We start from the raw sequence: 17,574 nt of genomic DNA on the forward strand, positions 1-17,574 counted from the left end.
AAACGCGGGCGCGGACACGCTGGAAGAGGCCGTCGCGGGCTGCGTGGCGCTGCTGCGCACGGCGACCGGCACGGACTGGCACGGTCCGGACTGGGAGAAGGCCACGGCGGGCCGGCTGGAGTGGAACTGCCGGTACACCGCCGAGCACATCGCCGGCGATCTCATCGCGTACGCGGGGCAGTTGGCCGGTCGGGCGCAGAACGCGTACTTCCCCTTCGACATCACCTTCGACGAGGGCACCGACAACTCCGGTGTCCTGGAAGTGATCTGGACGACCGGCGCCCTGCTCGCCGCCGCCGTCCGCACCACCCCGCGCGAGGTGCGCGCCTTCCACCCGTACCCGTTCCGCAGCGCGAACCGCGAGGGCTTCGCCGCGATGGGCACCGCCGAGGTGCTGCTGCACACCCATGACATCGCCGAGGGCCTGGGCCTGGACTACCGGCCCGACCCGGAACTCGCCGAGTTCGTCCTCACCCGGATCTTCCCGCACGTCCGCCCCGGCGCCTCCCCCTGGCTCACCCTGCTGTGGGCCACCGGCCGCGGCGACCTCCCCGGCCGGGACCCCGTCACCGACTGGCGCTGGCACAACAACCTCGTCCACGACACCGACCGCCTCACTCTCCAGGGCGTCACCCCCGCGTCCGCGACCGACCTCGTCGGCGGCGGTGACGGCGGCTTCGAGTGGATCGAGGGCGGCCCGTACTCGGGCACCCGGGAGGCCGCGACCTTCCTGCTCAAGGCGTATCAATCGGGCGTCCACCGCCCGGAGTTCGGCGTCTTCACCCTCGTCCGCCGCGAGGACGGCCGCGCGGTCGGCGGCCTGGGCTTCCACGGCGTCCCCGACGAGGAGGGCCGGGTGGAGGTCGGCTACGACCTGGCGGCGGGCGCCCGCGGCCAGGGCTATGCGACGGAGGCGCTCCGCGCGCTCTCCGCCTGGGCGCTGGCCCGCGACGACGTACGCACGGTCTTCGCGACGATCGAACGGGACAACCTAGCGTCACAGGCGGTCGTCACCCGGGCGGGATTCAGGAAGGTGGGCGAGGACGAGGTGGAGGGCGAGTTCACCTACGAGTTGGGCCGCTGAGGAGGGGCCGCCGGGCCAACTGGGCCGCTGAGCGGGCACGTTCGGCCGACGCCCGCCAACTCCCTCACCCGGCGCGCCCCTTGGGCCTGCGCAGCCCCGCCGCGGTCAGCAACCGCACCACCTCCCGGCTCCGCACCTCCACCGCCCCGGCGGCCACCGCGTCCGCGTAACGATGCGACGGGATGTCGTAGTGATCGCGCTCGAAGGCCCGGCGCGGTACGCCCAACTCCTCGGCGAACAGGTGGAGTTCGTCGAACGAGACATCGCTGACCAGGTGCGACCAGAGGCGGCCGTGCCCCGGCCAGGTGGGCGGGTCGATGTAGACGGTCACAGGGAGCCCAGGCTCCCGACGGCGGCGACCTTCACACCCGCCTGGTGGCAGACCCAGTGCGGGTCGGGTCCGAGTTCCGGCTCGACCTCCAGGGCGTGCGGATCGCCGGCCTCGCAGACCGGGCAGAGCGGCCAGCGGCCGTACGCCTCCAGCAGCGCGTCCTGCACATCCTGGGCGACCAGCCCGGCGACGTACGCCACGCCCTCCGGCCACTGCTCCACCCACCAGCGCCGCTCCACGACGGACTCCTCCACCATGGACACCACGTCCGCCGCGACGACCTCACGGGCGGCCAGATCGGCCAGCACGAGGGCACGGGCGGCGTGCAGCGCCCGCTCCAGCGGGCTTATGGGAACGGGCTCGTCACGGGGGGCGTCCACGGGGCCGTCCACAGGCTCGTCCATGGGGTCGTTGTCGGGGTCCATGCACCTATTGTGCGCACTCTTGACCCGACCACCGGACGAAAATATCTTTCAAGGGTGACCCAGGAAGTGAAGGAAATTTTCGGAAGCGCCTCCGGGAGTACGCCACCCGCCGCCCTGGCCGCCAAGGTGCGCACCCTCGCCCCCTCCATGACCCGCTCCATGCAGCGCGTCGCCGAGACCGTCGCCGCCGACCCGGCGGGCTGCGCGGCCCTCACGGTCACCGGCCTCGCCGAGCTGACCGGCACCAGTGAGGCCACGGTCGTCCGCACCGCCCGCATCCTCGGCTACCCCGGCTACCGCGACCTGCGCCTGGCCCTCGCCGGGCTCGCCGCGCAGCAGCAGTCCGGGCGCGCGCCCGCCCTCACCACCGACATCGCGGTCGACGACCCGATCGCCGACGTCGTCGCGAAACTCGCCTACGACGAGCAGCAGACCCTCGCGGACACGGCCGCCGGGCTCGACACCGCGCAGCTCGGCGCGGCCGTCACCGCGCTCGCCGCGGCCCGCCGTACCGACATCTACGGCGTCGGGGCGTCCGGGCTCGTCGCGCAGGACCTCGCCCAGAAGCTGCTGCGGATAGGGCTCATAGCCCACGCCCACAGCGACCCGCACCTCGCCGTGACCAACGCGGTGCAGCTGCGGGCGGGCGACGTGGCCATCGCGATCACCCACTCCGGGTCCACCGGTGACGTCATCGAGCCGCTGCGGGTGGCCTTCGAGCACGGGGCCACGACCGTGGCGATCACCGGGCGGCCGGACGGCGCGGTCACGCAGTACGCCGATCACATTCTCACGACGTCCACCGCGCGGGAGAGTGAGCTTCGGCCGGCGGCGATGTCGTCCCGTACGAGTCAGTTGCTGGTGGTGGACTGTTTGTTCATCGGGGTGGCGCAGCGGACGTATGAACAGGCGGCACCGGCGTTGTCGGCGTCCTATGAGGCGCTGGCGCATCGACACAGGCGTTAGAGGTGCGTTGTCGTCTGCGGGCGCGTTGTGGCTGGTCGCGCAGTTCCCCGCGCCCCTAGGGGGTGTGGCACCAGCGGCACTTCCAAGTGCGCGACGACAAGCCCGACATCTTCAGGGGCGCGGGCCGTATCGATGTGCGGCTCCGCCGCGTGGGCGCCACCAGCCCCCACCGGCCCGCGGACAAGGAACAACAGAAAGAGCCGCTTCTCCATGACCTCGACGTCCAACCCCCGTGAGCTCCGTGCCGAGTTGGAGACCCTCACCACGGAAGCCTTCCGCCCGGAACTCGCCGGTATCGACCAGCTCCCCACCCTCGACATCGCCCGCCTGATGAACGCCGAGGACGCCACGGTCGCCGCAGCGGTGGCGCACCGCCTCCCCGAGATCGCCGCCGCGATCGACGCCGTCGCGGAGCGGATGGGCAGAGGCGGCAGGCTGATCTACATGGGCGCGGGCACCGCCGGACGCCTCGGCGTGCTGGACGCGTCCGAGTGTCCCCCGACCTTCAACACGGCCCCCTCCCAGGTCGTGGGCCTGATCGCCGGCGGCCCGGACGCACTGGTGACGTCCGTCGAGGGCGCCGAGGACTCACGGGACCTCGCCCGGGCAGACCTCGACGCGCTGGCCCTCACCCCCGACGACACGGTGGTCGGGGTCTCGGCCTCGGGACGCACCCCGTACGCGATCGCGGCCGTGGAGCACGCGCGGAGCGACGGCGCCTTGACCATCGGCCTCTCCTGCAACGAACACAGCGCCCTCGCCGCAGCCGCGGCCCACGGCATCGAAGTCGTCGTGGGCCCCGAACTCCTCACCGGATCAACGAGGTTGAAGGCGGGCACGGCGCAGAAGCTCGTCCTGAACATGCTGTCGACGATCACGATGATCCGGCTGGGCAAGACCTACGGGAACCTGATGGTCGACGTACGCGCGTCGAACGAGAAGCTGCGCGCCCGCTCCCGCCGTATCGTCGCGCTCGCGACCGGCGCGGACGACGCGGAGATCGAGCGGGCCCTCGCGGCCACCGACGGCGAGGTGAAGAACGCGATCCTGCTGGTCCTCGCCGGGGTGGACGGCCCGACGGCCGCCCGCCTTCTGGAGGAGTCCGGCGGTCGCCTGCGCGCGGCGCTCGCGGCGGCGGGCGACTGACCAGCAGGCTCAGGGTGTGGATACTCCGTACGACACCGCCGCCGCCCTCCTCCCGCTCGTCGGCGGCCCCGCGAACGTCACCTCCGTCGCCCACTGCATGACCCGTCTGCGCCTCGGCCTGGCCGACCGTTCGCTGGTGGACGAGGCGGCGCTGCGGGCGCTGCCCGGCGTGCTCGGGGTCGTGGACGACGACACGTACCAGATCGTGCTGGGGCCGGGGGTGGTGGCCAAAGTGACCCCGGAGTTCGAGAAGTTGGTGGGCAGAGCGGGCGAACTGGCCGCGCAGGGAGCCGAGTTGAAGGAGCGGCAACAGGCGCGCAACGCCACCCCCGGCAAGCTGCTCCTCCGCCGGATCGCCAACATCTTCGTCCCGCTCATCCCCGCCCTGATCGGCTGCGGAGTCCTCGCGGGCCTCAACGGACTGCTGATCAACCTGCGTTGGCTCCCTGGAGTGACAGGGGCCCTGGCCGTCATCCCCTCCGCCTTCCTCTCCCTCATCGCGGTGTTCGTCGGGTACAACACGGCGAAGGAGTTCGGCGGGACGCCGGTGCTGGGCGGGGCGGTGGCGGCGGTCGTCGTCTATCCCGGGGTCGCGAAGGTGACGGCGTTCGGGGTCGCCCTCGCCCCCGGCCAGGGCGGAGTGCTCGGCGCGCTGGCAGCCGCGTTCCTCGGCACCTGCGTCGAGAAATGGTGCCGCATCTGGGTTCCCGCGACCCTCGACGTCCTGGTCACCCCCACCCTGACGGTCCTCGTCTCGGGCCTCGCGACGCTCTACGGCCTCATGTACGCGGCCGGGGAGATCTCCACCGCGATCGGCACCGCGTCGAACTGGCTCCTCTCCACGACGGGCCCCTTCGCGGGCCTGGTCCTCGGTGGCCTGTTCCTCCCGCTGGTGATGCTCGGCCTCCACCAGGCCCTCATCCCCATCCACACCACCCTCATCGAACAGCAGGGCTACACCGTCCTGTTGCCCATCCTCGCGATGGCGGGCGCGGGCCAGGTGGGTGCGGCGGTCGCGGTCTACTTCCGCCTGCGCCACGACACGTCGATCCGTACGACCATCAAGTCCGCCCTCCCGGCAGGCCTGTTGGGCGTCGGCGAACCCCTCATCTACGGCGTCTCACTCCCCCTCGGCCGCCCGTTCCTGACCGCCTGCGCGGGCGGGGCGGCGGGCGGGGCGTTCGTCGGCTTCTTCGCGATGCTGGGCGACAAGGTCGGCGCGACGGCGATCGGACCGTCGGGGTGGGCCCTGTTCCCGTTGCTGGCGGGGAACAGGGGGCTGGGGATGACGGTGCTGATCTACGCGGGGGGCCTGCTGACCGGATACGCGGTCGGCTTCCTGACGACGTACGCCTTCGGCCTCACCGGAATCACCCCCACCCCTTCGAACAACACCGACCCCCGAACACGGGCCCGCACGACGTGACGGGGCGTGCCGAGTCGCGACGGGGCGTCCCGAGTCGTGCCAGGGCATGCCGAGTCGTGCCGGGGCCGCCCGACTCCCTGCGCAGAACCCCTCTCACACCGCCCCCTTCCGCCACACCAGCGTGTACCGCCAGAACAGCCGGCGGCGGAGCCGGACCTTCGGCAGGACCCGGACCGCCTCGCGGCGGATCTCCGCGAAGGTCATCTCCGGCGGCCGGGTGACGGCGGTCATGGCCACCGGGCGGGACGCGGCCCTGCGACCCCGGTTCTTCAGCCAGCCGATGACGACGTTCAGGGCGACGGAGACGGCTCCGAGGAGCGAGTCGACGGCATCCGCCTCACGGGCGCAGCCGACCACCACGAGGGTTCCGCCCGGGGTGAGTCGATCGCGGAAGCGGGTCAACGTCTCGGCGAAGGGGAGGTGGTGGAGGGCGGCGACGCAGGTGATGACGTCGTAGGGGCCGGCGGGTATCCCGTCCCGGGCATCGACGACGGTGAAGACCACGGGGGCGCCGGGCGGGGTCGACAGCCGTGCCCTGGCGATGATTTCGGGATCGGAGTCGATGCCCTCGACACCGCCCGTGGTCCGTACGGTCAGCAGCCGCGCGAGGTCACCGGTCCCGCACCCCACGTCCAGGGCCTGCCCGAAGCCGCTGGGCAACCGCCGTAGCAGCCACGGGTGGTAGTACGCGTTGTGGCTCCAGGGGTGGGCGGAGTTGAAGGAGTCCAGGGCTCGGAGCAGGCGGGGCGGGATCAGGGCCATGGGGTCAGTCGATCACGGGGGAATGATCCCTTCTGCATGGATGGCAGTTTGTGCCACCAGTGCGCGATGCGCCCACCCCCGCCATCCACGGCACAGCCTCCCTTCGCCCCCGGCACAACCCCCTCCGCCCCCGGCGCGGCAAAGCCGACTATGGTCGGCAGAACCATGAACCACGCCCAGCAGACCGCCCTCGGCCGTGCCCTCCGTCTTCTCGGTGAGCACGGCGAGGCGCTCACGTCCGACACCCCCGACGCCCGGCTGCACGAGGTCAAGGCGGATCTCAGGCGCGCCCTGGACCTGCTGGACGACAGCGTCAGCGGCTCCGCGCCCACCACCCGCTGCCTGGAGCACCCGGGCGGCCCGGTCGACGAGAGCGCGCCGGACCTGTGCCTGCTCTGCGAGACCCGTCGCCGCTCGGCCCGCCGCTCCGAGTTCAACGGCCCGGCGGCGCCCCGGCCCACCGACACCACCCCGTCCCGCTACGGCGTCCGTGAGGACCGCCCGCAGGCGCAGCAGCGCTGGCTCCCCGAACTCTGGAACGGCCAGGCCTGGCAGCTCTGCGGGACCCCGCGCCGCGACCGCCACGAGGCCGAGCTGTACCTCACGGCCCAGCGCCGGGGTTCCCGCCCGGCGATGGCGTACCGCCTCGTGCACGAGTTCACGGACTACGAGGTGCTGCGGGTCTGGGGTACTCCGGTGCACGTGGACATCGAGCCGCTGGGCAACCTCTGAGGGCCCGCACAGCGAAGTCCCCGACCCGCGCGATGCGGGACGGGGACTTCAGTGGAGCGCCGGGCAGGCCTTGCACCTGCATTTCCCCGCGGGAAGCGGGGCGTCTTTCCTTGGACCACCAACGCAGCACCAGCCGACCGGAGTTACGGCGACGGGCTCAAGATCTACTATACCCGGTCCTCGCGCCGCTCCGCCAACACAGCCCGCCCTACGCTCCGTTGGGCGCATGCCGCTCGATGACCGACCGGACCTGTTCCGCGTCCAACTGGTAGACCGTCTCGTGCGCCCGGGGGTCCCGCGCGTGGAAGGTGTGGAACATGGGCCCGGTCTCGCCGCCCAGTTCGACGAGCGAGGCGGAGGCTCCCCGCACGGCCCGCTCCGTGCCGTGAGCGGTGGTGAGATCGATCCGGTTGACGACCCCGGGCGTGACCCACACCGGCGTCGCCTCCAGAAAGCCGAAGAGCTGAAGGTGGAAGTGCCCGGTGAGAACGGCCCGTACGTCACTCCCCCGGATCGCGTCCGCCAACTCCTTCGGGTTCACGAGCCCGAAGGCCCGCTGGGTCGGCGTATCGAGGGAAATCGGCGGATGATGGAAGGCGAGCACGGTCCCGTGCTCGGCGGGAGTCCTCAACTCTTCGCCGAGCCAGTCCAGTTGGGCCGCGCTGAGCCGGCCGTAGACCTCCCCCGGCACGAGCGAGTCGAGCGTGATGAACCGGTATCCGCCGACCGTGCTGACGGCCGCACACCCGAACTCCGCCGGAAACACGGCGTCCGGGGCCCCGTGCCCGCTCCCGAGCACCTTGCCGAACGCCTCCCGCTCGTCATGGTTCCCGGTCGTGTAGAAGACCGGCACTCCACCCATCAGCCGTGCGAACCCGCCCACCAACTCCTTCGCCGCCGCATACGCCTCCACCGCGCCGTCATCGGCGATGTCCCCCGTCACGACGACCGCGTCCACCCCCCGCTGGTGCCGCAGCTCCCCCAGCATCAGCCGGAGCGAGTCGGTCGCGTCGACGCCGTGACGGTTGGGGGCGTCGGTGCGCTCCAGATGGGTGTCGGACAGGTGCAGGATCCTCATGTGCGCGAACGCTAGCCGGAGTTGGGGGGCACCGACAGGTCCCGGTGCGGACGAGGCACCTTCAGGCCGATGGGGCCCGGGGGGTCAGTCCCCGGGCCCCATCGGCCCGTATCCACAACTCGACGCTCAGCTCAGCGACTTCAGCGCCGCCGCGTCATACGCCGCCAACTCCGAAACCCGCCCGGCGAGCACCTTCGCCGCCCACTCCGGGTCCTGAAGCAGCGCCCGCCCCACAGCCACCATGTCGAACTCGTCCCGCTCCAGACTGTCGAGCAGGTCGTCGATGCCCTTGACCGGAGCCCCCTCGCCGCGGAACCCCTTGAGGAAGTCCCCGTCGAGACCGACGGACCCCACGGTGATGGTCTGCTTTCCGGTGAGCTTCTTCGTCCACCCCGCGAGGTTCAGCTCGGACCCGGTCTCCTCGAACTCGGGAATCCAGTAACGCCGGGTGGACGCGTGGAAGACATCGACACCCGCCGCCGCGAGCGGAGTCAGGATCGCCTCCAACTCCTCCGGCGTCTCCGCGAGACGGGCCCCGTAGACCTCCTGCTTCCACTGCGAGTACCGGAAGATGATCGGGAACTCGGGCGACACGGTCTCCCGGACCGCCGCCACGATCTCCGCCGCGAACTTCGTACGGGCCACCGCGTCACCGCCGTAGGCGTCCGTACGACGGTTCGTCCCCGCCCACAGGAACTGGTCGAGGAGATATCCGTGCGCGCCGTGCAGCTCGACCCCGTCGAATCCGATCCGCTCGGCCGCGGCGGCGGCCTCGGCGAACGCCCCGATGACATCGTCCAGGTCCCGCTGCGTCATCGCCTTGCCGGTGGCCTCGTCACTGCCGATCCGCAGCCCGGACGGGCCCACCGCGGGCGCGTCCGCGTACGGCGGCTGTCCCTGCTCACGGACCATGCCGATGTGCCACAGCTGCGGCACGATCGTGCCGCCCGCCGCGTGCACGCCCTCGGCCACCTTCGCCCAGCCCGCGAGCTGCTCCGCGCCGTGGAAGCGCGGCACGTCGTCGCTCTGCCCGGCCGAGTCGTGGCCGACGTAGGTGCCCTCGGTGACGATGAGGCCGACGCCGGCGCCCGCGCGGCGGGAGTAGTACGACACCACGTCATCGCCGGGGATGCCGCCCGGCGAGAACTGCCGGGTCATCGGCGCCATCACGATCCGGTTAGGGACGGTCAGGCCGTTGAGGGTGATCGGACGGCCGAGGAGGTCGGCGGCTCGGGAGGCGGGGGCGGTCGTAGACACGTGTGGGGGCTCCTCGTAACTGCTGGGTACCAGTCGGTATGTGCGTATGCATTGATCATGCGTCAACGACAACCTCCCGGCCAAGCCCCTCATTCCGTCCGCCCGGCACCAGGCCCTGTGATCCCGGCCACGGCGACCCCGAAGGCATCGGGCCGGAACGCACCGGACCCGGACATGCCCGAGGGCGGTACCCCCTGTCGGAACAGGAAGTACCGCCCTCGGTAAGACCGTTGATCAACCAGAGGTCGATCAGAAGTCCATGTCACCGCCCGGCATGCCGCCACCGGCACCCGCGCCGGCACCGGCCTTCTCGGGCTTGTCGGCGATGACGGCCTCGGTGGTGAGGAAGAGCGCGGCGATGGACGCGGCGTTCTGCAGGGCAGAGCGCGTGACCTTCGCCGGGTCGATGATGCCCTCGGCGATCATGTCCACGTACTCACCGGACGCGGCGTTGAGGCCGTGACCGATGGGCAGGTTGCGGACCTTCTCGACGACGACTCCGCCTTCGAGGCCACCGTTGACGGCGATCTGCTTCAGCGGGGCCTCGAGGGCCAGCTTCACGATCGCGGCGCCCGTGGCCTCGTCACCTTCGAGCTCGAGCTTCTCGAAGACGTGGCCCGCCTGGATGAGCGCGACGCCGCCACCGGCGACGATGCCCTCCTCGACGGCCGCCTTCGCGTTGCGAACGGCGTCCTCGATGCGGTGCTTGCGCTCCTTGAGCTCGACCTCGGTGGCCGCGCCCGCCTTGATGACGGCGACGCCGCCGGCGAGCTTGGCGAGGCGCTCCTGGAGCTTCTCGCGGTCGTAGTCCGAGTCGCTGTTCTCGATCTCGGCGCGGATCTGGTTGACGCGACCGGCCACCTGGTCCGCCGAGCCCGAGCCGTCGACGATCGTCGTCTCGTCCTTGGTGATGACGACCTTGCGGGCGCGGCCGAGGAGGTCCACGGTCGCGTTCTCCAGCTTGAGGCCGACCTCCTCGGAGATGACCTCGCCGCCCGTGAGGATGGCGATGTCGCCGAGCATGGCCTTGCGGCGGTCGCCGAAGCCCGGAGCCTTGACGGCGACGGACTTGAAGGTGCCGCGGATCTTGTTGACGACCAGCGTGGACAGGGCCTCGCCCTCGACGTCCTCGGCGATGATCAGCAGCGGCTTGCCCGACTGCATGACCTTCTCCAGGAGCGGGAGCAGGTCCTTGACGTTGGCGATCTTCGAGTTGGCGATCAGGATGTACGGGTCGTCGAGGACGGCCTCCATACGCTCCATGTCGGTGGCGAAGTACGCCGAGATGTAGCCCTTGTCGAAGCGCATACCCTCGGTGAGCTCAAGCTCGAGCCCGAAGGTCTGGGACTCCTCGACGGTGATGACGCCTTCCTTGCCGACCTTGTCCATCGCCTCGGCGATGAGCTCGCCGATCTGGGTGTCGGCGGCGGAGATGGAGGCCGTGGAAGCGATCTGCTCCTTGGTCTCCACGTCCTTGGCCTGCTCCAGCAGGGCACCGGAGACGGCCTCGACGGCCTTCTCGATACCGCGCTTGAGGGCCATCGGGTTGGCGCCCGCGGCTACGTTGCGCAGACCCTCCTTGACGAGGGCCTGGGCGAGGACGGTCGCGGTGGTCGTACCGTCACCGGCGACGTCGTCCGTCTTCTTGGCGACTTCCTTGACCAGTTCGGCGCCGATCTTCTCGTACGGGTCCTCGAGCTCGATCTCCTTGGCGATGGAAACACCATCGTTGGTGATCGTGGGGGCGCCCCACTTCTTCTCGAGGACGACGTTGCGGCCCTTGGGGCCAAGGGTGACCTTGACGGCGTCGGCGAGCTGGTTCATCCCGCGCTCGAGACCGCGCCGTGCCTCCTCGTCGAACGCGATGATCTTGGCCATGTGAAGTGGTCCTCCCGGACTGGGGTGGATTGCTCCGGACCGCGCTGGCGCCCGCGACGGACGGCCTGCCTGCCCCGTGGTTCCTTGCACCACCTGGCCTGCGGGCCTCACCGACCCGGTCCTTCGTTATCACTCTCACCTTCAGAGTGCTAACGCCAATGATTAGCACTCGGCATGCCCGAGTGCAAGGCGCGCTCGCGAAGCGGGCTCCCCCAGGGGTGGCGGCCGGGCATGCCGAAGGGCCCGTACCCCAGGAGGTGACCCCCCAGGAGTACGAGCCCTTCGGTGAGGAACGAAGAACGTCGCTGCTGTTCGTCGGCGCGTGCTTCAGCCGGTCGCGAGCCGGACCATGTCCGCCTGCGGCCCCTTCTGACCCTGCGAGATCTCGAAATCGACCCGCTGACCCTCTTCCAGGGTGCGGTAGCCGTCCATCTGAATCGCGCTGTAGTGGACGAAAACATCCGCACCACCGTCGACCGCGATGAAGCCGTACCCCTTCTCCGCGTTGAACCATTTGACGGTGCCCTGAGCCATGCCTAACTCCCCTATTACTGGCCCTTGCACGGACCCGCACTTCGCGGATCCGGGTCAGACCTCACCCCCCACAGGATTGGGGGCGTGCGCCGGAACGCGTCGACCGCGGCCGAATGTATCCGTCCAACTGCCGTCTGCAACAGGTCAATCAGACGAGAATTCCGGGCAGGACCGGTCGGGAATTTACGGAGAATTCGTCCGACTTCAGGGCAAGTCGGGCCCGATAAAGGGAACATAAGGCGCAAAAGACCTGCACACTTTGGCTACTTCTCATCGCACGCGGAGCCAGTACTCATATGCGTTCGGCATGCGGAGTGGAGCGGGTTCCCCAACTGTACCGTGCTCAACCATAGAGAATTGCCCCCTCCGCTTCTCTCACGGAGGAGGCAATTGGATGAACTCTCGGTAATCTGCGTTACCCAGGGTAACGATCAGCCTCCGGCAACCGCCGGAATGATCGACACCCCGGCCCCGTCCGGAGTGGCCGTCTCCAGCCCCTGCTCGAACCGCACGTCGTCGTCATTGACGTACACGTTGACGAACCGGCGCAGCTTGCCCTGGTCGTCCAGCACGCGGGCGGAGATACCGGTGTGGTTCTTCTCCAGGTCGCTGATGACCTCGGCGAGGGTGCCGCCTTCGGCGGTGACTTCGGCCTGCCCGCCGGTGTAGGTGCGCAGGATGGTGGGGATGCGGACACTGACGCTCATGCTGATGACCTCCGGTCGGGTACGACTCATGGCTGTGGGGGGCGCGAGGAAGAACGACGCTACGACGCGAGCCCAGCTTCCCTGAACGAGTCGAGGTTCGGTCGGATGGTCGCGGTGAGCCCCGTACCGGCTACCGCGTCCAGCGTCTTGAGCCCGTCACCCGTGTTGAGGACCACCGTGGTGAGCGTCGGGTCCAGCAGCCCGCTCTCGATCAGCTTCTTCGCCACACCCACCGTGACACCGCCGGCGGTCTCCGCGAAGATCCCCTCGGTCCGCGCGAGCAGCTTGATCGCGTCGACGACCTGCTCGTCGTTGACGTCCTCGACCGCCCCGCCGGTCCGCCGGGCGATGTCCAGTACGTAGGGACCGTCCGCGGGGTTCCCGATCGCCAGCGACTTGGCGATCGTGTTCGGCTTCTGCGGCCGTACGACGTCGTGCCCGGCCTTGTAGGCGACGGACACCGGCGAGCAGCCCTCGGCCTGGGCGCCGAAGATCTTGTACGGCTTGTCCTCGACGAGCCCGAGCTTGATCAGCTCCTGGAGCCCCTTGTCGATCTTCGTGAGCTGCGAGCCGGAGGCGATGGGAACCACGAGCTGGTCCGGGATCTGCCACCCCAGCTGCTCGCAGATCTCGTACGCGAGGGTCTTGGAGCCCTCCGCGTAGTACGGGCGCAGGTTGACGTTGACGAAGCCCCAGCCCTCGCCGGCCGGGTCGCCGATCAGCTCGGAGCAGAAGCGGTTGACCTCGTCGTAGTTGCCCTCGATGCCGACCAGCTCGCCGCCGTAGATCGCGGCCATGACGATCTTGCCCTGCTCCAGGTCGTGCGGGATGAACACGCAGGAGCGGAAGCCGGCCCGGGCGGCGGCGGCGCCGACGGCACCGGCGAGGTTGCCGGTGGAGGAGCAGGAGAGGGTGGTGAAGCCGAAGGCGCGGGCGGCCTCGATGGCCTGGGCCACGACGCGGTCCTTGAAGGAGTGCGTCGGGTTGCCGGAGTCGTCCTTGACGAACAACTTGCCCGCGTCGACGCCCAGTTCACGGGCGAGGTTGTCGGCCTTGACGAGCTTGGTCCAGCCGGGGTTGATGTTCGGCTTGTCGGCCACGTCGGCGGGGACGGGCAGCAGGGGCGCGTACCGCCAGATGTTCGCGGGGCCCGCCTCGATGCGCTTGCGGAGCTCTTCGGTGTCGTAGGCCGAGAAGTCGTAGGCGATCTCCAGCGGGCCGAAACACTCCTCGCAGGCGAAGACCGGGCCGAGCGGGACGCGGTGGCCGCACTCGCGGCAGGAGAGCGCGGTGGCGGGGCCGAGATCGACGGTGTTCGCGGAGGTCGTGTCCGGGTTCGCGGGGTTCGTGGTGCTTGCGACAGTCTGCGCAGCCATGGAGGGGAGGCCCTTTCTCCTCATCTTCCTCACGACGCATCTCGCCGTGAGACGGATTTGGCACCTTCCCGAGCCGGGAGCCTCACCACGTCAGCGCGCAGCTGAGTGCCAAGACCGGCTGGAGGGTTGCCGGGGCTTCATCGGGCCGTATCCCTCTGCCCCTCTGGATGAGCGGTATTCGATTGTGTACGCCGACGGCCCCCGACATGCGATGGTCATCAGCGTTGTTCAAGACTGTAACCGAAGGCCAGGACAGTTGAAGAGAGCCGTCCGAACCGCGAGACGGATCACACACACCGTGTGACCCGCTCCCGCCGAGAGAACGTAGAGGAGCCGCGCAACGTGCTGAAAGATGTCGAGCACTGGCTGAGCACTCGCTCCTGGTCCCTGACGGACCGGCCGCTGCACAAGATCCTGGCCGCCAAACACCGCACGGGGCAGTCGGTCTCCGTGGTGCTGCCCGCGCTGAACGAGGAGGCGACGGTCGGCGAGATCGTCGCGATCATCCGTCACGACCTCATGCAGCAGGTCCCCCTCGTCGACGAGATCGTCGTCGTCGACTCCGGGTCCACCGACCGCACCTCCGAGGTGGCCGCCGCGGCGGGCGCCCGGGTCGTGCACCGTGACGACATCCTGCCCCGCATCCCCGCCGTGCCCGGCAAGGGCGAGGTGCTGTGGCGCTCGCTGCTGGTGACGAGCGGTGACATCGTCGCGTTCGTCGACGCGGACCTGAAGGAGTTCTCCTCGGACTTCGTCACCGGGATCGTGGGCCCGCTGCTCACCGACCCCGGCGTGGACCTCGTCAAGGCGATGTACGACCGCCCGCTCGGCACCGAGTCGCATGCGACCGCTTCCGGCAGGACGGCCGCGCAGGGCGGCCGCGTCACCGAGCTGATGGCCCGCCCGCTGCTGAACATGCACTGGCCGCAGCTGGCCGGTTTCGTGCAGCCGCTCGGCGGCGAGTACGCGGCCCGCCGCTCGCTGCTCGAACAGCTGCCGTTCCCGGTCGGGTACGGCGTCGAACTGGGCATGCTGGTCGACGCGTTGCACCTGGTGGGTCTCGACGCCCTCGCCCAGGTCGATGTCGGCGTCCGCAAGCACCGGCACCAGGACGGGCATGCCCTGGGCCGGATGGCCGCGCAGATCTACCGCACAGCCCAGCTGCGGCTGGCCCGCGGCCACCTCATCCGGCCGGTCCTGACCCAGTTCGAGCGGGGTCCGGACGGCTTCGAGCCGCGCACCTACTCCGTCGACCTGGAGGAGCGGCCGCCGATGGTGGACATCACCGAATACCAGTCCCGCAAGGTCGCATAAGCGGCGCAGACGGTCACGGACGGTCGTATACGGACTCATACGGTCCGCAGACGGCCGTCCGTACGTTTGAGCGTTTCCGGGCCGGGCTAGGTTGTGGCGTATGGCTTCCACGGCTTCCACCACAGCTTCCACTTCTGCGGCCTCCACGCCCCCTCGCGGTGCTGCTCAGGTGCTCGTCGCGTCCAATCGCGGTCCCGTCTCGTACGAGGTGGGCGACGACGGTTCGCTCCGCGCCAGACGCGGTGGCGGCGGGCTGGTGTCCGGACTCTCGGCCATCGGGCCCGACGCCGACGCGCTGTGGGTGTGCTCGGCGCTCTCCGACGGCGACCGCGAGGCGGTGCGGCGCGGAGTCGGCGAGGACGGCGTACGGATGCTGGACATCCCGGCCGACGTGCACACCGACGCCTACAACGGCATCGCCAACTCCGTGCTGTGGTTCGTCCACCACATGCTGTACCAGACCCCGCTGGAGCCGGTCTTCGACGCGGAGTTCCGGCGCCAGTGGGCGTCGTACGAGGCGTACAACCGGGCGTTCGCGGAGGCGCTGGCCCAGGAGGCGGCCGAGGGCGCGGTCGCGATCGTGCAGGACTACCACCTGTGCCTGGTCCCCGGGATGCTGCGCGAGCTCCGCCCCGACCTGCGCATCGGCCATTTCTCGCACACGCCGTGGGCGCCGGCCGACTACTTCCGGATGCTGCCGGACGACATCCGGGAGCAACTGCTGACGGGCATGCTCGGCGCGGACCGGCTCGGCTTCCTCACCCACCGCTGGGCGGACGCGTTCACGGCCTGCTGTACGGAGTTCGCCGGAGGCGTCGGGGACACCCGGATCGGTGTCCACGGTCTGGGCGCCGACGCCGACTTCCTGCGGGCCCGCTCGCACGAGGCGGACGTGGAGGAGCGGATCACCGCCCTCCGGGAGGAGATCGGCGCGGGCCGCCGGACGATCGTCCGGGTCGACCGCACCGAACTGTCCAAGAACATCGTGCGCGGGCTGCTCGCCTACCGCCAGCTCCTCGACGACCACCCGGAGTTGCTGGAGCAGGTCGTCCATGTGGCGTTCGCCTACCCGTCCCGGCAGGACCTCGCCGTCTACCGCGACTACACGGCGGAGGTGCAGCGAGTCGCCGACGAGATCAACTCCCGCTACGGGACCGCGGGTTGGACCCCGGTGGTGCTTCACGTCAAGGACGACTTCGCCCGCTCGCTGGCCGCGTACCGGCTGGCCGACGTGGCCCTGGTGAACCCCATCCGTGACGGCATGAACCTCGTCGCCAAGGAGGTCCCGGTCGTCTCCGACGAGGGCTGTGTGCTGGTGCTGTCCCGGGAGGCGGGCGCGTACGAGGAATTGGGCGAGGACGCGATCCCGGTCAACCCGTACGACGTGATCGGCACGGCCGCCGCCCTGCACGAGGCGCTGACCATGCCGGCCGGCGAACGGGCCGAGCGCACCAAGAGGCTGACGGCGGCGGCCACGGCCCTGCCCCCGGCCCAGTGGTTCCTGGAGCAGCTGAACGCACTGCGGAATCAGGCCGGTTGAGCGGGGCTGGTCAGTTCAGGGCGGGTGGTCGGGCGGGGCGGCCGTAGGGGTCTCTGGAAGCTGTGTGTTTTTCTAACCATCGCACTGCGTCATGACCGGTTAGAACAGGCCCCAGCTTCCCGAGGGTGCCACGCCTCTCACTCCAGGTGTGCCGCGAGCGCCGACAGCAGTTCCACGACCCCTGCCGCGCCGTCCACCACCAGGTCCGCCCGTTCCCGCAACTCCGTGACCTCGTCGTTTCCGCTGCACACCAGCAGGCCGGGGATGCCGTCCGAGCGGAGTTTCTCCACCGCCGCGAACGCGGGGAGGTCGCCGAGGTCGTCGCCAGCGTAGAGGACGGACTCGGCGCCGGTCTCGCGGAGGTAGTCGGTGAGCGCGACGCCCTTGTCCATGCCGGGCGGGCGCAACTCCAGGACCAGACGGCCGGGTTCGACGATCAGGCCGTTGCGGGCGGCGAGGTCGGTGAGGGGCGCGCGGAGGGCCTCGAAGGCGGCCTGCGGATCCTCGGCGCGGCGGGTGTGGACCGCGAGCGCGCGGCCCTTCTCCTCGATCCAGGTGCCCTGCCAGGCGCCGAACCGGTCCAGGAAACCCGGGAGTTCGGCGCGGACCGCGGCCACACCGGGGTGCGGGGCGGGAGCCGTGACCCTGCCGCTCACCGCGTCCCAGCGCTCCGCGCCGTAGTGACCGAGGACGACCAGGTGCTCCAGGCCCGGCACGCCCGCGAAGCCGCCGTTGCGCACCGCCACACCGGCCGGGCGCCCGGTGACGACGGCCACGGAGGCCACCTTCGGGGCGAGCGCGGCCAGCGCGCGCACCGCGTCCGGGTGGGCCCGGGCCTGCTCGGGGTCCGGCACGATCGGGGCGAGGGTGCCGTCGAAGTCGAGTCCGACCACCGCGGCGGCCGGTTTGGCGAGGATGGCCGCCAGGCCTTCGCGTCCGGCGCGGGTGGCAGGGGTCGGCAGTACGGCCAAGGGATCGGTGGAGTCCTGAGGGCTGCCCATGACATCGACCCTATCCG

General features: G+C 70.3%; 17 protein-coding genes and 1 riboswitch. Of the genes, 7 read left to right on the forward strand and 10 right to left on the reverse strand.

The features are described 5' to 3' along the window. Positions 1–19 precede the first annotated feature (19 nt). The gene (locus ACIRB1_RS13920) at positions 20–1,084 is read left to right on the forward strand and encodes a GNAT family N-acetyltransferase (RefSeq protein ID WP_403465791.1); all 1,065 of its coding nucleotides are present in this window, start codon (positions 20–22) and stop codon (positions 1,082–1,084) included. Between the two features lie 64 nt (positions 1,085–1,148). Here the strand turns inward: ACIRB1_RS13920 and ACIRB1_RS13925 are convergent, their stop codons facing one another. Both ACIRB1_RS13925 and ACIRB1_RS13930 read right to left on the reverse strand, forming a co-directional pair. Further along, on the reverse strand, positions 1,149–1,415 hold the full coding sequence (locus ACIRB1_RS13925) for a DUF4031 domain-containing protein (protein WP_352183224.1): 267 nt from the start codon (positions 1,413–1,415) through the stop codon (positions 1,149–1,151). Next, positions 1,412–1,819, reverse strand: a complete 408-nt coding sequence (locus ACIRB1_RS13930) for a hypothetical protein (protein ID WP_403465792.1) — start codon at positions 1,817–1,819, stop codon at positions 1,412–1,414. Before ACIRB1_RS13930 ends, ACIRB1_RS13925 begins: the two co-directional genes overlap by 4 nt. Positions 1,820–1,894: 75 nt before the next feature. Between ACIRB1_RS13930 and ACIRB1_RS13935 the strand changes: the two genes are divergently transcribed. The 3 genes from ACIRB1_RS13935 to ACIRB1_RS13945 all read left to right on the forward strand — a co-directional run bounded on the left by ACIRB1_RS13935 (position 1,895) and on the right by ACIRB1_RS13945 (position 5,378). Then, positions 1,895–2,806 carry a MurR/RpiR family transcriptional regulator gene (locus ACIRB1_RS13935; RefSeq protein WP_352183223.1) on the forward strand — a complete coding sequence of 304 codons (912 nt, stop codon included), beginning with the start codon at positions 1,895–1,897 and terminating at the stop codon, positions 2,804–2,806. A 210-nt stretch (positions 2,807–3,016) separates the two neighbouring features. Beyond that, positions 3,017–3,952, forward strand: coding sequence for an N-acetylmuramic acid 6-phosphate etherase (murQ, locus tag ACIRB1_RS13940; RefSeq protein WP_403465668.1), 936 nt, complete (start codon positions 3,017–3,019; stop codon positions 3,950–3,952). 16 nt (positions 3,953–3,968) lie between these two features. Continuing rightward, positions 3,969–5,378, forward strand: coding sequence for a PTS transporter subunit EIIC (locus tag ACIRB1_RS13945; protein WP_403465669.1), 1,410 nt, complete (start codon positions 3,969–3,971; stop codon positions 5,376–5,378). Positions 5,379–5,471: 93 nt separating this feature from the next. On the opposite strand, the gene ACIRB1_RS13950 is transcribed toward ACIRB1_RS13945, so the two are convergent. After that, positions 5,472–6,140, reverse strand: a complete 669-nt coding sequence (locus ACIRB1_RS13950) for a class I SAM-dependent methyltransferase (protein WP_403465670.1) — start codon at positions 6,138–6,140, stop codon at positions 5,472–5,474. Between the two features lie 165 nt (positions 6,141–6,305). On the opposite strand from ACIRB1_RS13950, the gene ACIRB1_RS13955 reads away from it, so the two are divergent. Beyond that, entirely contained in the window at positions 6,306–6,872 is a 567-nt protein-coding gene (locus tag ACIRB1_RS13955; protein WP_352183219.1) for a hypothetical protein, read from the forward strand. A gap of 208 nt (positions 6,873–7,080) precedes the next feature. Here ACIRB1_RS13955 and ACIRB1_RS13960 read toward each other — a convergent pair whose 3' ends face one another. The 6 genes from ACIRB1_RS13960 to thrC form a co-directional block, all read right to left on the reverse strand. Further along, positions 7,081–7,950, reverse strand: coding sequence for a metallophosphoesterase family protein (locus ACIRB1_RS13960; RefSeq protein WP_403465671.1), 870 nt, complete (start codon positions 7,948–7,950; stop codon positions 7,081–7,083). A 126-nt stretch (positions 7,951–8,076) separates the two neighbouring features. Beyond that, positions 8,077–9,207, reverse strand: coding sequence for an NADH:flavin oxidoreductase (locus ACIRB1_RS13965; protein WP_403465672.1), 1,131 nt, complete (start codon positions 9,205–9,207; stop codon positions 8,077–8,079). Positions 9,208–9,456: 249 nt separating this feature from the next. Beyond that, positions 9,457–11,085: a chaperonin GroEL gene (groL, locus tag ACIRB1_RS13970; RefSeq protein ID WP_033281228.1), complete on the reverse strand. Its 1,629-nt coding sequence runs from the start codon at positions 11,083–11,085 to the stop codon at positions 9,457–9,459. Between the two features lie 327 nt (positions 11,086–11,412). Then, a complete protein-coding gene (locus ACIRB1_RS13975) occupies positions 11,413–11,619 on the reverse strand; it encodes a cold-shock protein (RefSeq protein ID WP_007493268.1) in 207 nt (68 codons plus the stop codon). Positions 11,620–12,050: 431 nt separating this feature from the next. Next, positions 12,051–12,326, reverse strand: a complete 276-nt coding sequence (locus ACIRB1_RS13980) for a MoaD/ThiS family protein (protein ID WP_352183216.1) — start codon at positions 12,324–12,326, stop codon at positions 12,051–12,053. Positions 12,327–12,385: 59 nt separating this feature from the next. Further along, on the reverse strand, positions 12,386–13,702 hold the full coding sequence (gene thrC / locus ACIRB1_RS13985) for a threonine synthase (RefSeq protein WP_403465674.1): 1,317 nt from the start codon (positions 13,700–13,702) through the stop codon (positions 12,386–12,388). A gap of 17 nt (positions 13,703–13,719) precedes the next feature. Then, a riboswitch (SAM riboswitch) is annotated at positions 13,720–13,876 on the reverse strand. A gap of 168 nt (positions 13,877–14,044) precedes the next feature. Here thrC and ACIRB1_RS13990 point away from each other — a divergent pair. After that, complete coding sequence (locus tag ACIRB1_RS13990; RefSeq protein WP_352183214.1) at positions 14,045–15,016, forward strand: glucosyl-3-phosphoglycerate synthase; 972 nt, start codon at positions 14,045–14,047, stop codon at positions 15,014–15,016. A 169-nt stretch (positions 15,017–15,185) separates the two neighbouring features. Continuing rightward, positions 15,186–16,556: a trehalose-6-phosphate synthase gene (locus ACIRB1_RS13995; RefSeq protein ID WP_352183213.1), complete on the forward strand. Its 1,371-nt coding sequence runs from the start codon at positions 15,186–15,188 to the stop codon at positions 16,554–16,556. A 137-nt stretch (positions 16,557–16,693) separates the two neighbouring features. On the opposite strand, the gene otsB is transcribed toward ACIRB1_RS13995, so the two are convergent. Further along, positions 16,694–17,557 (reverse strand): trehalose-phosphatase, encoded by an 864-nt coding sequence (otsB, locus tag ACIRB1_RS14000; RefSeq protein WP_352183212.1) that lies wholly within the window; start codon positions 17,555–17,557, stop codon positions 16,694–16,696. Positions 17,558–17,574: the final 17 nt, after the last annotated feature.

The sequence above is a fragment of the Streptomyces sp. NPDC096013 genome (assembly GCF_044763565.1).
Classification (GTDB): Bacteria; Actinomycetota; Actinomycetes; order Streptomycetales; family Streptomycetaceae; genus Streptomyces.

Excerpts from the sequence above, each read along its gene's own strand:
- ACIRB1_RS13930 (WP_403465792.1), bottom strand. The coding sequence starts at position 1,819 with ATGGACGAGCCTGTGGACGGCCCCGTGGACGCCCCCCGTGACGAGCCC.
- murQ (WP_403465668.1), top strand. The coding sequence starts at position 3,017 with ATGACCTCGACGTCCAACCCCCGTGAGCTCCGTGCCGAGTTGGAGACC.
- ACIRB1_RS13950 (WP_403465670.1), bottom strand. The coding sequence starts at position 6,140 with ATGGCCCTGATCCCGCCCCGCCTGCTCCGAGCCCTGGACTCCTTCAAC.
- ACIRB1_RS13955 (WP_352183219.1), top strand. The coding sequence starts at position 6,306 with ATGAACCACGCCCAGCAGACCGCCCTCGGCCGTGCCCTCCGTCTTCTC.
- ACIRB1_RS13960 (WP_403465671.1), bottom strand. The coding sequence starts at position 7,950 with ATGAGGATCCTGCACCTGTCCGACACCCATCTGGAGCGCACCGACGCC.
- groL (WP_033281228.1), bottom strand. The coding sequence starts at position 11,085 with ATGGCCAAGATCATCGCGTTCGACGAGGAGGCACGGCGCGGTCTCGAG.
- ACIRB1_RS13975 (WP_007493268.1), bottom strand. The coding sequence starts at position 11,619 with ATGGCTCAGGGCACCGTCAAATGGTTCAACGCGGAGAAGGGGTACGGC.
- ACIRB1_RS13980 (WP_352183216.1), bottom strand. The coding sequence starts at position 12,326 with ATGAGCGTCAGTGTCCGCATCCCCACCATCCTGCGCACCTACACCGGC.
- thrC (WP_403465674.1), bottom strand. The coding sequence starts at position 13,702 with ATGGCTGCGCAGACTGTCGCAAGCACCACGAACCCCGCGAACCCGGAC.
- otsB (WP_352183212.1), bottom strand. The coding sequence starts at position 17,557 with ATGGGCAGCCCTCAGGACTCCACCGATCCCTTGGCCGTACTGCCGACC.